This is a genomic window from Nocardiopsis aegyptia, assembly GCF_013410755.1.
GTDB classification, from domain to species: Bacteria; Actinomycetota; Actinomycetes; order Streptosporangiales; family Streptosporangiaceae; genus Nocardiopsis; species Nocardiopsis aegyptia.
The window spans coordinates 4,402,303-4,417,473 of record NZ_JACCFS010000001.1; the positions used below are offsets into that span (position 1 = coordinate 4,402,303).

14 protein-coding genes are annotated in these 15,171 nt (G+C 72.4%); 5 read left to right on the forward strand and 9 right to left on the reverse strand.

Going from position 1 to position 15,171, the window contains the following annotated elements; all coding sequences use genetic code 11:
- Nucleotides 1-148: 148 nt before the first annotated feature.
- Nucleotides 149-2,986, forward strand: a complete 2,838-nt coding sequence (gene pulA, locus HNR10_RS19680; RefSeq protein WP_179825700.1) for a pullulanase-type alpha-1,6-glucosidase — start codon at nucleotides 149-151, stop codon at nucleotides 2,984-2,986.
- 126 nt (nucleotides 2,987-3,112) lie between these two features.
- Complete coding sequence (locus HNR10_RS19685) at nucleotides 3,113-3,520, forward strand: hypothetical protein (RefSeq protein ID WP_179825702.1); 408 nt, start codon at nucleotides 3,113-3,115, stop codon at nucleotides 3,518-3,520.
- 115 nt (nucleotides 3,521-3,635) lie between these two features.
- On the opposite strand, the gene HNR10_RS19690 is transcribed toward HNR10_RS19685, so the two are convergent.
- Together HNR10_RS19690 and HNR10_RS31320 are read right to left on the reverse strand one after the other, a co-directional pair.
- A complete protein-coding gene (locus HNR10_RS19690; RefSeq protein ID WP_179825705.1) occupies nucleotides 3,636-3,821 on the reverse strand; it encodes a DUF397 domain-containing protein in 186 nt (61 codons plus the stop codon).
- On the reverse strand, nucleotides 3,808-4,632 hold the full coding sequence (locus HNR10_RS31320) for a helix-turn-helix domain-containing protein (protein WP_179825707.1): 825 nt from the start codon (nucleotides 4,630-4,632) through the stop codon (nucleotides 3,808-3,810). Before HNR10_RS31320 ends, HNR10_RS19690 begins: the two co-directional genes overlap by 14 nt.
- A gap of 245 nt (nucleotides 4,633-4,877) precedes the next feature.
- On the opposite strand from HNR10_RS31320, the gene HNR10_RS31325 reads away from it, so the two are divergent.
- The 3 genes from HNR10_RS31325 to HNR10_RS19710 all read left to right on the forward strand — a co-directional run bounded on the left by HNR10_RS31325 (nucleotide 4,878) and on the right by HNR10_RS19710 (nucleotide 7,580).
- Nucleotides 4,878-5,198: a MerR family transcriptional regulator gene (locus tag HNR10_RS31325; protein ID WP_179825709.1), complete on the forward strand. Its 321-nt coding sequence runs from the start codon at nucleotides 4,878-4,880 to the stop codon at nucleotides 5,196-5,198.
- Nucleotides 5,199-5,817: 619 nt separating this feature from the next.
- Complete coding sequence (locus HNR10_RS19705) at nucleotides 5,818-6,564, forward strand: AfsA-related hotdog domain-containing protein (protein ID WP_179825711.1); 747 nt, start codon at nucleotides 5,818-5,820, stop codon at nucleotides 6,562-6,564.
- Nucleotides 6,565-6,806: 242 nt separating this feature from the next.
- A complete protein-coding gene (locus HNR10_RS19710; RefSeq protein WP_179825713.1) occupies nucleotides 6,807-7,580 on the forward strand; it encodes a bestrophin-like domain in 774 nt (257 codons plus the stop codon).
- A 49-nt stretch (nucleotides 7,581-7,629) separates the two neighbouring features.
- Here HNR10_RS19710 and HNR10_RS19715 read toward each other — a convergent pair whose 3' ends face one another.
- From HNR10_RS19715 to HNR10_RS19745, 7 genes are all read right to left on the reverse strand, one after another.
- Nucleotides 7,630-8,382, reverse strand: a complete 753-nt coding sequence (locus HNR10_RS19715) for a hypothetical protein (protein WP_179825715.1) — start codon at nucleotides 8,380-8,382, stop codon at nucleotides 7,630-7,632.
- A gap of 62 nt (nucleotides 8,383-8,444) precedes the next feature.
- Nucleotides 8,445-10,097, reverse strand: coding sequence for a sodium/solute symporter (locus HNR10_RS19720; protein WP_179825717.1), 1,653 nt, complete (start codon nucleotides 10,095-10,097; stop codon nucleotides 8,445-8,447).
- Nucleotides 10,094-10,555 carry a hypothetical protein gene (locus tag HNR10_RS19725; protein ID WP_246406315.1) on the reverse strand — a complete coding sequence of 154 codons (462 nt, stop codon included), beginning with the start codon at nucleotides 10,553-10,555 and terminating at the stop codon, nucleotides 10,094-10,096. Before HNR10_RS19725 ends, HNR10_RS19720 begins: the two co-directional genes overlap by 4 nt.
- Nucleotides 10,552-11,379: a LytR/AlgR family response regulator transcription factor gene (locus tag HNR10_RS19730; protein ID WP_179825719.1), complete on the reverse strand. Its 828-nt coding sequence runs from the start codon at nucleotides 11,377-11,379 to the stop codon at nucleotides 10,552-10,554. The genes HNR10_RS19725 and HNR10_RS19730 overlap by 4 nt, the downstream gene beginning before the upstream one ends.
- Nucleotides 11,376-12,392 carry a sensor histidine kinase gene (locus HNR10_RS19735; protein WP_179825730.1) on the reverse strand — a complete coding sequence of 339 codons (1,017 nt, stop codon included), beginning with the start codon at nucleotides 12,390-12,392 and terminating at the stop codon, nucleotides 11,376-11,378. Before HNR10_RS19735 ends, HNR10_RS19730 begins: the two co-directional genes overlap by 4 nt.
- A gap of 453 nt (nucleotides 12,393-12,845) precedes the next feature.
- A complete protein-coding gene (locus HNR10_RS19740) occupies nucleotides 12,846-14,525 on the reverse strand; it encodes a solute symporter family protein (RefSeq protein WP_179825732.1) in 1,680 nt (559 codons plus the stop codon).
- Nucleotides 14,522-14,920 carry a DUF485 domain-containing protein gene (locus HNR10_RS19745; protein WP_179825734.1) on the reverse strand — a complete coding sequence of 133 codons (399 nt, stop codon included), beginning with the start codon at nucleotides 14,918-14,920 and terminating at the stop codon, nucleotides 14,522-14,524. The genes HNR10_RS19740 and HNR10_RS19745 overlap by 4 nt, the downstream gene beginning before the upstream one ends.
- Nucleotides 14,921-15,171 lie beyond the last annotated feature (251 nt).

The following is a 15,171-nucleotide window of genomic DNA, read 5'->3' on the forward strand; positions in this document are numbered from 1 at the left end:
CCTGTCCCTTCCTGGATGCGCTTGCGGTGAGGGTGCCGACTTGCCGCAAGATTGCAGAAAGATCGTGGAAACTCTTGCAGAAGTGAGCGGGGTCTCATTAGCGTGCCGGTGAACACCTCCCGCTCTCCCGAGAGGACCGGCATCCCCTATGAGCCCCCCGCACCCCCGGCCCGCGCGCCCGAGCGCCGGGCACGGACCCCGCGCCCCGCACACCACCGGCACCCTCCGCACCGCCACCTCCGGACTGCTCACCCTGGCCCTGGCCGTCCCCCTGCTGTTCGGGCCGGCGGCCGGCGCCGCCGCCCTCACGGTTCCGGCCGAGCCCGGTGGGCAGGACGTGGGTGTGGACCTGACCGCACAGCGCGCGCACTGGATCGACCGCACCACCGTGCTCTGGCCGGGTGAGACCGACCCCGAGCACACCTACACCCTCGTCTCCGCCGCCGACGCCGGCCTCGACCCCGCGGACGGGGACGTCGCCGCCGACACGGCACTCGACCTCACCCCGGACCCGGACGGCCCCGACGGCGACCAGCGCGCCGACTGGCCGCACCTGGCCGATCTGGCCGCCCTGACCGTGGAGGGGGCCAACCGCCCGCGGGTGGCCGACGCGCTCACCGGGCAGCTCGCCGTCGTGGAGCGCGACGGCGACGGCACGGTCACCGCCGCGACCGGGGTCCAGATCCCCGGCGTGCTCGACGACGTCTACGCCGACGCGGCCGACGCCGACCTCGGCGCCGTCTGGGACTCCCGCGGCCGTCCCACCGTCTCGCTGTGGGCGCCCACCGCGCAGTCCGTCAGCCTGGAGCTGTACGACGACGCCACCGCTGACGACCCCCGCACCGTGGACATGCGGCGCCACCCCAGGACCGGCGTGTGGTCGGTCAAGGGCCGCACGGACTGGTCGGGGCTCTACTACACCTTCGACGTGCGGGTGTTCTCCCCCTCCACCGACGAGGGCCGGGGTGCCGTCGTGGACAACCGGGTCACCGACCCCTACAGCGTCTCGCTGTCCACCGGCTCCACCCGCTCCCACCTGGTCGACCTCGCCGACCCCGAGCTCGCCCCGGAGGGCTGGGCGGACCTGGCCAAGCCCGAGGCGGTGCCCTCCGAGGCGGCGGCGATCCACGAGCTCCACGTGCGCGACCACTCGGCCTCCGACGCCACCGTCCCCGAGGAGCAGCGCGGCACCTACGCGGCCTTCGGCCGGTCCGACTCCGCGGGCATGCGCGCACTGGCGTCCCTGGCCGAGGACGGCGTCGACTACGTCCACCTGCTGCCGGTCTTCGACATCGGCTCGGTGCCCGAGGACCCGGCCGACCGGGCCGAACCCGCCTGCGACCTGGACGCCTTCGCCCCCGACTCCGAGGAGCAGCAGGCCTGCGTCGCCGAGGTGCGCGGCACCGACGCCTTCAACTGGGGCTACGACCCGTACCACTACACGGCGCCCGAGGGCTCCTACGCCACCGACCCCGAGGGCGCGGCCCGCGTCACCGAGTTCCGGCGGATGGTGGCCGGCCTCAACGGAGCCGGGCTGCGCGTGGTCATGGACGTGGTCTACAACCACACCCACCAGGCCGGACAGGCCGAGCAGTCGGTCCTGGACCGGATCGTGCCCGGCTACTACCACCGCCTGGACGCGGACGGCGGCGTGGCCACGTCCACGTGCTGCCCCAACACCGCGCCCGAGCACCTGATGATGGGACGGCTCGTCGTGGACTCGGTGGTCACCTGGGCCCGCGACCACAAGGTCGACGGCTTCCGCTTCGACCTCATGGGCCACCACCCCAAGCAGAACCTGTTGGACGTGCGCGCGGCCCTGGACGAGCTCACGCTGGAGGAGGACGGGGTCGACGGGTCGTCGGTCCTGCTGTACGGCGAGGGCTGGAACTTCGGCGAGGTCGCCGACGACGCCCGCTTCGAGCAGGCCACCCAGGCGAACATGGCCGGGACCGGCATCGGCACGTTCAACGACCGGCTCCGTGACGGCGTGCGCGGCGGCGGTCCCTTCGACGCGGACCCGCGCGTGCAGGGCTTCGGCTCGGGGCTGTACACCGACCCCAACGGCTCGCCGGCCAACGGGACCGAGGAGGAACAGCTCGCCCGGCTGCTCGGCTACCAGGACCTCATCAAGGTGGGCCTCGCGGGCAACCTGCGCGACTACCGCTTCACGGACTCCTCCGGCCGGGAGGTGACCGGCGCGGAGGTGGACTACAACGGTGCTCCCGCCGGATACACCCTGGACCCGGGGGAGGCCGTGACCTACGTGGACGCCCACGACAACGAGACCCTCTACGACGCGCTCGCCTACAAGCTGCCCCAGGACACCCCGATGGAGGACCGGGTGCGGATGCAGGCGCTGTCGCTGGGCACGGCGGTGTTCGGGCAGGGCACGGTGTTCGCGCACGCGGGCAGCGAGCGGCTTCGCTCGAAGTCGCTGGACCGCAACTCCTACGACTCCGGTGACTGGTTCAACCGGCTGAACTGGGACTGCGCCGACGGCAACAACTTCGGTGTCGGCCTGCCCCCGGCCTGGGACAACGAGGACAAGTGGGACTACGCCCGGCCGCTGCTGGCCGACCCCGGGCTGGTCGCGGACTGTGCGGCCATCGAGGACAGCCGGGCGCGCTTCGGCGAGATGATGCGGATCCGCACGTCCACCCCCGCGTTCGCCCTGGGCTCCGCGGAGGCGGTCCAGGAGCGCGTGTCCTTCCCGACCAGCGGGGCCGGGGAACTGCCCGGCGTCATCACGATGCACGTCGACACCGCAGGGCTGGAGAGCGAGTGGTCGTCGGTGACGGTGGTGTTCAACGCGACGCCCGGGACGGCCGAGCAGAGCGTTCCCGCGCTGGCCGGCGGTGACGTGCGCCTGCACCCGGTCCAGGCGGAGTCCGCCGACGAGGTCGTGCGCACGGCGTCCTTCGCCGCCGACGGCGGGACGCTGACCGTCCCGCCGCGTACCGTCGCGGTGTTCGTCGCGGACTGACCCGCGGACCGGCCCTCGACCGCCGACCGAAAGCGGACCGGCCCTCGGCCCGACGCGCGAGGCGGTACCGACGGCCCCGGGGCGCCTGCCCCCGCGGCCGTCGGTGTCCCGGTGCAGGATGCCGGTATGAGCGTGCACTTCGACGTCGTCCTGTCCTGCTTCCTGCGCGAGGGCACCCCGCCCGAGGTCCTGGCGGCCCTGCACTGGCATCTGGAGCTGTCGGACGCGTGGCCGGAGGCCCTGGGGCCCGAGCACCGGTCGCCCATGCTCGGGACGGACCCGGAGAGCCGCCTGCCCGGCGGGGATGTCGCCTCGCTGCGCAAGGAGCCCGGATACGAGGACGTCGGTCCGCGCGGTCGGTGGGGTCTGTACTACCGCGGCTCCTGGATCGACGACGTCATGGGCGAACTGGTCACCGTGCTCGACCTGCTCGCGCCGCACGCGGAGGACGGCCACGGCGGGTACGTCCGCGCCGAACACGAGACGGAGCCGACCGTCGTCGTCTTCCGCGACGGCGCCTACGGGCCGGTGTGACGCCCTGGAACGACACCTCGCGGGGCGGAACGGGCTCTCGGCGTGACCTCCGAGGAGCCGGCGGACACGGAGCGGCGGCCGGCCGAGGAGTCGGACGGCCGCCTGCGGCGCGGGGTCAGGGCCGCTTCGTCGTGAGGGTGAGCAGGAACGAGGCCCAGGCGTCGGTGGAGTAGGGGATGTGTCCGAGGGCGCGGTGTCCGGTGTCCCGGACGAGAACGCTCGATCCCTCGGCCACCTCGACGCAACGGCCTTCCTGGGCGCTGTAGCTGCTCTTGTGCCAGCGGGGCTCACGTTTGGTCATCGAGTTCTTCCTTGGCCTTCCTGATCAAATCCCGGCTCAAGCGGGGAGACAACGCCTCGGACTGCAGGATGCCGAAGAGCATGGCGCAGTGCTGCACCTGCATCATGTCATCCATGAACTGCTCACCCTTCATGTGTTCGGCGGAAGCGACCATGGGCCGGTCGGGGAAGGCGTAGACACAGAAGGGGCCCGATCCCCCGGGATGGCAGTCGGCGTCCTCCGGTATCACCTGCATCCGGAAGCGGCCCGCGTCGAGCAGGGCGAGGACGGTGTCGAGCTGGCCGCGCAGGACGTCGTGCCGACCGCCGACCACGCGGCGGAGCACGTACTCCTCGACGACGATCGAGACGACCGGCGCCGGGTCCTTGTCGAGGTTGCGCCGGCGCTTGGCCCGGGCCTCGACCATCTGGTCGATCTCCTTCGCCGACCGCCAGGGGCCGGTGTCCAGGAGCAGTGCCCGGGTGTACTCCTTCGTCTGCACGAGTCCGGGGAAGACCAGCGGCTGGTACTCGCGCAGCTCGGTCACATTGGCCTCAAGCTGCTCGACCTCCTCATAGGACTCCGGTAGTACCTCGGGTGAGTTGGCCCGCCCCCACGCGCGCAGTACGACACCGGAGGTGCCGAAGAACTCGTCCAGCTCAGCGGCCTGCTGCTCCTGGAGCCCCCGCGTCCCGCGCTCCCAGGCCGAGACCGTCGACTGCACCACGCCCAGCTCCCGTGCCACCTGTCCCTGCGTCTTGCGCGCTCGCCTGCGGGCGGCCACGATCTCCCTGCCCAGCCGCCGCCAGGCGGGTTTGGTCTCTCGGTCCACGTAGCGCACTCCAACTCCGTGACATCGCCAATAGCGCCAATGCAAGACGACACAGCCACCGCATACCTCAGATAACGACCAACTGTGACTCTTTGGTGATGTTCGTGGTACGCGGGCCCAGAATCGGCCAGGGTGGTGCCCATCGACGAACTGAGGGAGGTTCGCGTGGGCACTGTGCTCCGGATGGACGTGGACCGCGGCGCGCCGCGGCCCGGCCGCACGCACCGGTCGGGTGAGGGGGACGGGTGACCGCCACCGACCGGCTCCCGCCCAGGACGGCTCGTCGGGGGCGCGACCTGCTGACCACTCGGGAGGTGGCCGACCTGCTCCGCGTCCGGCCGGAGACCGTGGCCCTGTGGGCGCAGGCCGGGAAGGTGCCCTCGGTGCCGACGGCGGACGGCGGTGTGGGCCACCCGCGCGACCAGGTCCTCGACCTGGTGGAGCGCGGCGGCGTCCTGGCCGAGGCGCTGGCCGCGCTGGAGGCCGTGCGGGAGCTGGCACTGAGCATCGGCGCGCGGGCCGAGGCCGCCGACATCGGCCGGCTGATCGACACCCTTCGACCCTGAGCCGGACCCGCGTCCGGCTCCTTCCCTCCTTCCCGCCCGCGCGTACGAGGGGCCGCGCGGGCGGGAGGCGTGCCCGGGTCCTGCGTCCGAGTGGGACGTGCCCCGGGTACTCCGAGGAGGTGCCGATAGGCGGCCGGACGTGCGGGGCCGTCCTTTCCCGGTGATCTCTGCAGAGGACGCGCGCCCGGGAAGTTGAATGCGGAACATTCGTCGGGCGCACCGCCGCGAACTGCGATAATGGCATGCTCCTGCGTTTCTCTAGGGAAAATGCCGAGCGCGTTCGCGAGGTGTTCGCATAATGATATCTAACTTACAGTGACGATGTCGTTTGTGCGTTGTCCACTGGGGAATATCGAAAATGAAGAAGTCCGCGGGAGGAGCGGCCGTCCACCCCGGATGTACTCCCCTCTGACCTTGGTGGAGTTCATGAAAGACCACGTCACAGCCGCCGTTCGCCGTTCTCCGCGTCGCGGTGCCGCCCCGGGGGTCGGCTCCGCTTCCGCCTCCGGAAACCCTCCCCGAGTGCCCGGGCTGACGTTGCACTTCGGGTGTACGAATGGCCCTCGCCGTGCCGTTGTCCCCGGCCGATCGAGAGTCGGTACCGAGCCGGGAGGTTCGATTGTCTGACGCTCTGTGGGTGGTCGGGGACACCTGCCCGGCCGCCCGTCCCTACCCCGGGGTCCGCACGCTCGGGGACGTCCACCACGCCCTTTCCGTCGGGGAACTCCGCCGGGTCCGACTCGTGCCCTCGCTCGGCGTGGGCCCGCTGGACTGGGACCACCTGGCCGACCGCGTCGCCGGGGCGGGCCTGGTCGGCTCGGTCACCCTGGCCGCACCGCCGCCCCGGCCCGTCGCGCGGACCGAGGTCTCCGTGCCCGCCCAGGAGGACGTGCTCGTGGCCGCGCCCCGCAACGACCACGGCACGGTCGAGTTCGCGCTCGCCGTCGCGGAGGGCAACCGCATCATGCGCGACCACGCCGCCGGGGGCCGACAGCTGCCCGGCCAGCTCCTCGTCGAAGCCGCCATCCAGGGGCTGACGTGGGCGGCCAGGGAGCTCTACCCGGCCGAGCGCGACCAGCCGCCGGTCCAGCCCGTCCTGTACGGCTTCGGGTTCGAGTTCCACCGGCCGCTGTTCTGGCTGCCGGTGACCGTGCGGATCACGCTCTCCGAGACAGGCCCGCCCGATCCCCGCCGCCGCCCGCTCAACGCCGAGATCGCCTACCTCCAGCAGGACCGCACGTGCGCGCGGGGGCACGTCGGGTTCCAGGCGTGCGATCCGCGCTCCGTCGAGGACACCGAGTCGGTCCAGTCCCGGGCCGTGGGCGCCCCGCCGCCGCGCGCCGCGCGGCGGACACCAGGGGAGTGAGCATGGCGGCGCCGGGAAAGGGCGTCCGGAACGGTGCAGCCCGTGCCGGACGCATGACGGGGGCGTCCCTCCCCGGCGGGGCGCGAGGTCGCGGGCCGTGTGTCCCGGCAGTTCAGGACATGTGCGAAAGGTCGGGTCCGGCCGCCGGATATTCCCGGTGACGTTTTGGTTACTCTCCGGAAACGGCGGCCCGTTCCGTGTTACTCATGTCCTCGTCCTGTGCCACGACCCCTGGGAACCCCATGATGACGCTGTTCGCCATTCTCGCCGTCCTGGCCGCCATGGTCGGCGGTGCCGTCCTGGCCGCCCGGCGGTTCCGGATCGCCGACGACTTCTCCGGAGGAGCCGTCGGCATCATCATCGCGCCCTGCGCACTGTCCTTGTACCTGGTGGCGGCGGCGATGGCCGTGGTGATCGGCTGGGAGGACTTCAAAGCGGCCGAGGACGGCCTGATCGCCGAGGCCGGAGCGGCCCAGGAACTGTACTGGAGCAGCACCGCCTTCCCCGAGGAGGAGGGTGAGGCGGTACGCGGACACCTGCGCACGTACCTGACCACGGTGGTGGAGGACGACTGGCCGCGGATGGAGGCGCGGGGCGAGCTGAGCGGGAAGGGGGACGACGACCTCGCGGCGCTCGCCGCCTCGGTGCGGGGGCTGTCGGTGTCCGACACCGGTGACGGGCTGGACCGGCTGACCGCACGCCAGGAGATCACCAAGCTCAGCGAGGCCCGGGGACAGCGGGCCGACGCGGCCGGGGACCAGCTCCCGCCGCTCCTGATGCTGATCGCGGTGGCGACGGCCGTGGTGGTCGCCGTGCTGCCGTTCGCGATGATCAAGCAGGGGTCCCGGGTGGCCTACTTCTGGGCGTCGGTGAACCTGGCGTTCGTGTTCGGCACGATGGTGCTCCTGTTCACGCTGGGCACGCCCTACTCCGGTGTGCTGGCCAACGACGCGGGCGGGCTGCAGGAGGCGATCGCCGGCTTCGACCGGGCCGACCTCGCCCTGGAGTCCAGGTAGGCCGCGCCCGCCCCGCCGTGGACCGGCGGGGCGGGTGGGCTCGGTGCCGCTACCGGTTGGCGCGGGCGGCGGCGGCACGTCCGGCGCCGCCCGCGGCGGCGACGGCGACGATCGTGAAGACCACCATCGTGCGCATCGGGGTGAACACACCCGACGACTGCGCCTGGGCGGGCACGGCGGTGTCCACCAGCAGTTCCTGGACGGCGGCGGGCGGCTCCGCGGGCGGCGGCGCCGACGCGTCCTCCGGCTCCACGGCTGGTTCCGCGTCCGGTGCCGGTCGCCGCCCGGGGGCCGCCTCGGCCTCCGGCTCCGGCACCGTCGCGGGTCCGGACTCCGGCACGGACGGCGGCAGCACCTCCGCCGGCTCGGCCGGGGCCGCGTCCCGCCGGGGCGGCGGCGGTGGCTCCACCGGGTCGACGGGCGGCGGAGGCGGAGGCGGAGGCGCGGGCGGCGCCGGTTCGGGCGGCGCGGGCTCCGGCGGCGGTGCGGGCTCGGGCGGCGGCGCCGGACAGGCCGGTGCCTGTCCCGCGTGCACCACCACCCGGACTCCGCCCGCGCACACCAGCACGTACTCGGGTCCGACGTCGACGTGCGCGCCGGGGGCGTCCACGCGCACCCCGCCGGGACTCACGTCGACCCGGCCGGTGCCGTCGTCGACGTGGACACCCGACGGGCCGGCATCGACGGTGGCCTGGCTCCCGCGCGCGAACGCGGGAGCGGCACCGCAGGCGAGGACGAGCAGCCCGGCGGACAGCAGACAGGACAGCGCCGTGACGGGGGACCGGTGAAGGGAGGTAGTCACATGGTAATCGTACGTGTTCGTTGCGTCACGATGGGCGTGTTCCACGCACGTGGGACCGGATCTCAGGGCGAGTGCAGGCGGAGGACCGCGTGTTCGGCCCAGTCCGGGGGGCGGGTCAGCCACGACACCGTCATCATCGTCGCGAACGCCAGGGGAATCGTCCAGGCGGCGGGCTGGGCCAGCAGCACCGATCCCCAGCCGCCGGGGGTCGGCAGCAGGATCGACCAGCCGACCGCGCCGGTCGCGGTCACCGCGCCGACCGTCAGACCCGCCGCGGCACCGGGCAGCGTGAGCCGCCGCCACCAGATCCCCAGCACCAGCAGCGGGCAGAACGTCGACGCGGCCACGGTGAACGCCCACACCACCAGGACGTTGATGTCGATGCGCTGGGCGGGCAGGGCCAGCAGCACCGCCACGCACGCGCCCACCGCGACCGCCAGGCGCAGGCGGGGCACACTGCCCTGGAACAGGTCGTGCGAGAGGCCGCCCGCGAGGGCCAGGAGCAGGCCGGAGGACGTCGACAGGAACGCGCCGAACGCCCCCGCCGCCACCAGCGCGGTCAGCACCGTGCCGACCGACCCCGGTACCGCCTGCGCCGGCAGCACCACCGCGACGGTGTCGGTGCCCTGGAACAGGACCAGATGGGGCGTCAGCACCCGGCCGAGGAGTCCGTACACCGCGGGGAACACGTAGAAGAGGCCGAGCAGCGCGATGACCCCCACCGCGACCCGGCGTGCGATCCGGGCGGTGGGGCTCGTGTGGAAGCGCATGATGACGTGCGGTAGGCCCATGCAGCCCGCGGTGATGGCGAGCAGCGTCGACCAGGTCTCGAACAGCGGATACCCGCCCACGTGCAGCAGCGGCGTGCTCCACGCCCGGCCGCCCAGTTCCGGCAGGCCCTCCGGCTGCGGCACGGCCGCGCCCTCGGGGAAGACGTACTCCGTCCCGGCGGGGACCGTGTGCCCGCCCTCGGCCAGGGCGACCGTCCCGCCGTCCGCGCCGGTGACCTCCACCGGCTCGTCCAGGGTGAACCGGGTCCCCACGGTGAACTCGACCGGTGTGGTGTCGGGGAAGTGCGTGCCCCACTCCGGGTGCAGCGCCTCGGCCCGGGTCCCGACGCCCGCCGTCACCACCAGGAAGAGCGCGGGCCCACCGATGAAGGCCAGCTTCACCACATAGTGGAAGGCCTGCACGTAGGTCGCCGAACGCATCCCGCCCGCCGCGATCGAACCGCTCACCACGAGGCCGGCCAGGACCACGCCGACCCAGTACGGGGTGCCGCTGACCAGGCTCAGGACGACGCCGGCGCCCTTGAACTGGGGCACCAGGTACAACAGCATGATCACCAGCACCACCAGACCGCACAGCTTGCGGAGCCGGGGCGCGCCCAGGCGGTACTCGGCGAAGTCGGGAACGGTGAACGCCCCCGACCGGCGCATCGGCCCGGCCACCAGCGCGACCACCGCGACGTAGCCCGCGGTGAAGCCCACCGCGTACCACATGGTGCCGAGCCCGTTCTTGAGCAGGAGTCCCGCCAACCCCAGGATCGAGGCCGCGGACAGGTACTCGCCGGCGATCGCCATCGCGTTCCACGTCGGGGACACCCGGCGCGACGCGACCAGGAAGTCGGACGTGGAGCGGGCCGCGCGCACGCCGTACACCCCGACGATCAGGCTCGTGGCCAGCACGAGGCCGATGGCCAGCACGGCGGTCATGTCCGCCGCCCGCGGTGGTCGTGGCGGCCCCGGCCGCCGCCCCCGCCGTCGCCCGGTCCACGGTGCTCCCGCCCGCCGCCGGAGTCGCGGTGGGCCTCCTCGGCGACCGCCGCGGCCCGGTCCTCGGCGCGCTCGGCCGAGCGGACGTGCCACACCCCCAGGAAGAACAGGGCGGGGTACACCGCCACCGTCAGCAGCAGCCACGACAGCGGGACGCCCGCCCACCGGATCTCACTCAGCTGCGGCGCCGCCGCGAAGGCTCCGCTCATCCCGAACAGCAGGGCCGACAGCAGCACCACCGTGCGCAGGGCGGTGCGCCGCTGCACCCGGAACAGTCGCCGCGCCGCCTCGGTGTCCACCGGCTCCGGGATCGGCAGCAGGTGCTGCGCGGGGCGGTTGCCCCGCGCCAGCGCGATACGGGTCTGCGGGCTGGTCAGCTTCTCGCGGCGCGGGCTCATGGCGACTGCCGTGGCTGCTGGTCCGGCTCACCGTCCCGGGGGCGCGCGGCCGCGCCCTGGGTGGTGGCGGCCCGGCCACCCAACTGGTCGCGGCGGGCCGCCTCCAGCAACTGGGCGCGCAGGTGGCGGCCGTGCCTGCGGCTCACCGGCACGTCACCGGCCGGCGTGCCCGCCACCAGGCCCGAGGACGAGGTGACCCGCAGGTCGCGCACCCACGGGATGGCGATGAGGTAGCCGCGGTGCACCCGCACGAACCCCGCCGACGCCCACACCTCCTCCAGGTAGGACAGCGACAGGCGGATCAGGTGGCCGCCGTCGGCGGTGTGCAGTCGCACGTAGTCGCCCTGGGCCTCCACGAACTGCACGTCGTCGCGCTTGACGAACACCGTGCGGCGCCCGGTGTCGATCTGCACCACGTGCAGGTCCTCGGCGGGCTGGGCGGTCCCGCCCGCGCTCCGCAGCTGCGCGATCCGGCCGACCGCCTCGGCCAGCCGCTCCGGGCGGATCGGCTTGAGCAGGTAGTCGACGGCCCCGATCCCGAACGCCTCGACGGCGTGGGCCTCGGAGGCGGTGACGAACACGATCGAGGGGGGTTCCGACAGCACGCTCAGCACGCGCGCCACGTCCATGCCGTCCAGGCCGGGCATGAGGATGTCCAGGAACGCCGCGTCGATGGTCGTCGTGCCCAGCAGCCGCACCGCGGTCGCGCCGTTGTCGGCGACGAGCACCTCCGCCACCTCCGGCATGTCGCCGAGCAGCGCGGCCATCTCCTGGCGGGTCGACGCCTCGTCCTCGACCACCAGCACCCGGAGTTCGGGTTTCACTGCGCCACCACCCCCCGGGTGAACCTCGGTACTCGCACGGTCACCTTCGTCCCTTCTCCCAGCGCGGTCTCGATCACCAGACCGTACTCGGGACCGTAGACGGCGCGCAGCCGTTGGTCGACGTTGGCCAGCCCGACGCTGCGCGACTCCGGGCCGGTGCCCGCCAGCAGGGAGCGGGCGAGGTCGGGGTGCATGCCGATGCCGTCGTCCTCGATCTCGATGACGCACAGCGGCCCCTCGCCGAACCCCGACACGCTGATGTGGCCCGCGCCCTCCTTGCGTTCCAGGCCGTGCCGGATCGCGTTCTCCACGATCGGCTGGACGACCAGGAACGGGATCGCCACCGGCAGGACCTCCGGCGCCATCCGCACGGTGATGTCCAGCCGGTCGTGGAAGCGGGCCCGCTGGAGTTCGAGGTAGGTCTGGGTGGCCTCCAGCTCGTCGGCGACCGTCGCGTAGTCGCCGCGTTCGGCGAACCCGTAGCGCAGGTAGTCGGCGAAGTCCGACAGCAGCTGCCGGGCGCGGTCCGGGTCGGTGCGCACCAGGGCGGCGATGACCGCGAGCGCGTTGTGCACGAAGTGCGGGGAGATCTGGGCGCGCAGGGTCCGCAGGTCCGCCGCGGCGATGCGGTCGCGCGTGCGGCGCAGCGCCGCGTGGTCCAGGCAGTCCGCGACCAGGGCGGCCGCCGCCTCGACGTCGGCCTCGGCGGGACGGCCGGAGACCACCAGGGCGCCGGCGATCTCGTCGGCGACGTTCAGCGGGACCGCGCACACCGCTCCGCCGTCCGGGAGGCGGGTGCGGGCGCTGGCGCCGTACTCGAACACCTGGGCGAGCAGGCCCTCCACCTCGTCGGCGGCGGGGGACGGGCCGTGCGAGGCCACCGGTCCGTCGAGGTCGGCCAGGACCACGCAGTCGGCGGCGAGCAGTTGGCGGAGCCGACGGGCCGCGGCCGGCACACCCCTGCCGTGCAGTCCGTCCTGGAGGTCGACGCCCAGGGCGTGTACCTGGCGCATCAACTCGACGCTCGCCAGAGGGGCCGACGCCGGGCGCCGCCGGAAGGGGAGCTTCCACGACAGCCACCGATATGACACAGAACGACCTTATCCCAGTCAGATGTGTCGGCGCTCACGTTGCTGTGCCGTCCTTCCGATGGCGGGTCTGCGGCCGGAGGCCGTCTGTTGAGGGTGGTAGTCCGTTCTGGAGCGAAGCGCACCCGGCGGGCGGTGGTGGGCGACGGGTGGCGGGTCTGCGGCCGGAGGCCGTCTGTTGAGGGTGGTAGTCCGTTCTGGCGCGAAGCGCACCCGGCGGGCGGTGGTGGGCGACGGGTGGGCATGGGGCGGGCCCACCGCCCGGGAGGGAGCGATGGGCCCGTGAGGGGCGAGAACCGGGGCAGGGCCGACCGGGAGTGGAGTGGTCCCCCGGATGGAGTGACCGGCCCTCATGGCCGACCCGGTTCTCTGGTGGGGCTAGTGGTCGGAGGCCTTCTCCGCACCGGCGCCGGTGAGCGCCCGGACCTGGAGCATCGCGAACTTGTCGAAGTCGCGCTCCTTGGACATGAACGTTCCGACGACCGCGCAGAGCAGGCCCAGCGGCACCGACACCAGGGCCGGGTTCGGCATCGGGAACCAGGCGAAGTCGGCGGTCGGGATGAGCGCCGTCTCGCGGCCGGACACGACCGGCGAGAAGAACACCAGGCCGACGGCGCTGATCAGACCGCCGTAGATACCGGCCACGGCACCGGCCGTGTTGAACCGCTTCCAGAAGAGGCTGAGCAGCAGGGTCGGCAGGTTGGCCGAGGCGGCGATCGCGAAGGCCAGCGCCACCAGGAAGGCGACGTTGAGGCTCTGCGCGAAGATCGCCAGGACGATCGCGACCGCGCCGATGCCCAGGGCGGAGAGCTTGGCGACCCGGACCTCCTCGCGTCCGGGAGCCTTGCCCTTGCGCAGGACCGAGTTGTAGAAGTCGTGCGCGAGGGAGGACGAGGACGCGATGACCAGGCCGGCCACCGTGGACAGGATGGCCGCGAAGGCGGCCGAGGCGATCAGGGCGAGCAGGACCGAGCCGGCGAGGTTGCCGCCGACCGCCTGTCCGACCGTCTCCGCCAGCTGCGGGGCGGCCGTGTTGCCCGCCGCGTTCTGGGCGGTGATGGCCTCGCGTCCCACCAGGGCCGCGGCGCCGAAGCCCAGCACCAGCGTCATCAGGTAGAAGGTGCCGATGAGGCCGATGCCCCAATTGACCGACTTCCGGGCGCTCTGCGAGTCGGGCACCGTGTAGAAGCGGATGAGGATGTGCGGCAGGCCCGCGGTGCCCAGGACCAGCGCCATGCCGAGGCTGACGAGGTCGAGCTTGTTCCACATGGTCTGCACCGGGTCGCCGGCGACCTCGATGCCGTAGCGCAGGCCGGGCTCCAGGAAGGCCGCGCCCTGGCCGCTGGCCTCGGCGGCGTCGCTCATCAGGGCGCCGAGGTTGAAGCCGTACAGGGACAGAGTGAGCACCGTCAGCAGCGCCGCGCCCGACATCAGGATGACGGCCTTGACGATCTGCACCCAGGTGGTGCCCTTCATGCCGCCGATGGTGACGTAGACCGTCATCAGCAGGCCGACGACGACGATGCCGACGATCTTGGCGGTGTCGGCGTCCATGCCCAGGAAGGTCTGGCCCTCCTGGATGCCCAGGAGCAGGGCGATGAGAGCGCCGGCGCCGACCATCTGCGCGAGCAGGTAGAAGATCGACACGGTCAGCGTGGAGACGGCGGCGGCGGTGCGGACCGGTCGCTGCTGCATCCGGTAGGACAGCACGTCGCCCATGGTGTAGCGGCCGGAGTTGCGCAGCAGCTCGGCGACGAGCAACAGGGCGACCAGCCACGCCACCAGGAACCCGATGGAGTAGAGGAAGCCGTCATAGCCGGCCAGGGCGATGAGCCCGGCGATACCGAGGAACGACGCGGCGGACATGTAGTCACTGCCGATGGCCAGGCCGTTCTGGAGCGGGGAGAACCCGCGGCCACCGGAGTGGAAGTCGGCGGCGGAGTAGCTGCGGCGGCTGGCCCAGACGGTGATACCGAGGGTCGCCGCGACCATCAGGCCGAAGAGGACGAGGGTGACCAGACGGCCGCTCTCGTTGACGGCCTCCTGTGCGAGCATCATCGCGTGCCCTCCGTGTTCTGTCGCTGGGCACGGGCGTCACTCTTGACGAGCTCCTCGCGCAGCTCGGTCGCCTGGGCGTCCAGCTTCTTGCGGGCGTAGCGCGTGTAGAGGATGGCGATGCCGAAGGTGGACGCGAACTGGAGGATGCCGAAGACCAGCGCGACGTTGATGTTGCCGAAGAGGACGGTGCCCATGAAGTCGCGACCGAACGCGGACATCAACACGTAGAGCAGGTACCACGCCAAGAAGGCGATGCTCATCGGGAAGATGAACGAGTAGAGGCTCCGCTTGAGAGCGAGGAAGCGCGGGTCGCTGTGCATCGCGATGTAGTCCGCGTTGATCGTCTCGTCGGGAACCGGCGGGTCGGAGCCCTGGTTCTTCCTGTCGTCCGTCATGGTGCGAATCCTCCGGGGGGATTGGCGGAGAGGGTGGTCTCGTGGGTCGTTCGGTGATGTGACCTGCGTTACTCGGAACTGTAAGGAGCAACACTTCGTGCGTGGAGGGGATGCGCGGGGATGCGCGCCGAACGCGGAGTGATGTCGCCGAGTGGTCGCCCAGCGCGCGGTGAACGGTCGCGTCGTGCGGTGAGCGGTCGGCGAGCGGTGGTCCGTGGTGATCCGTCCGACCGCTCCGCCCGGAACGTCCC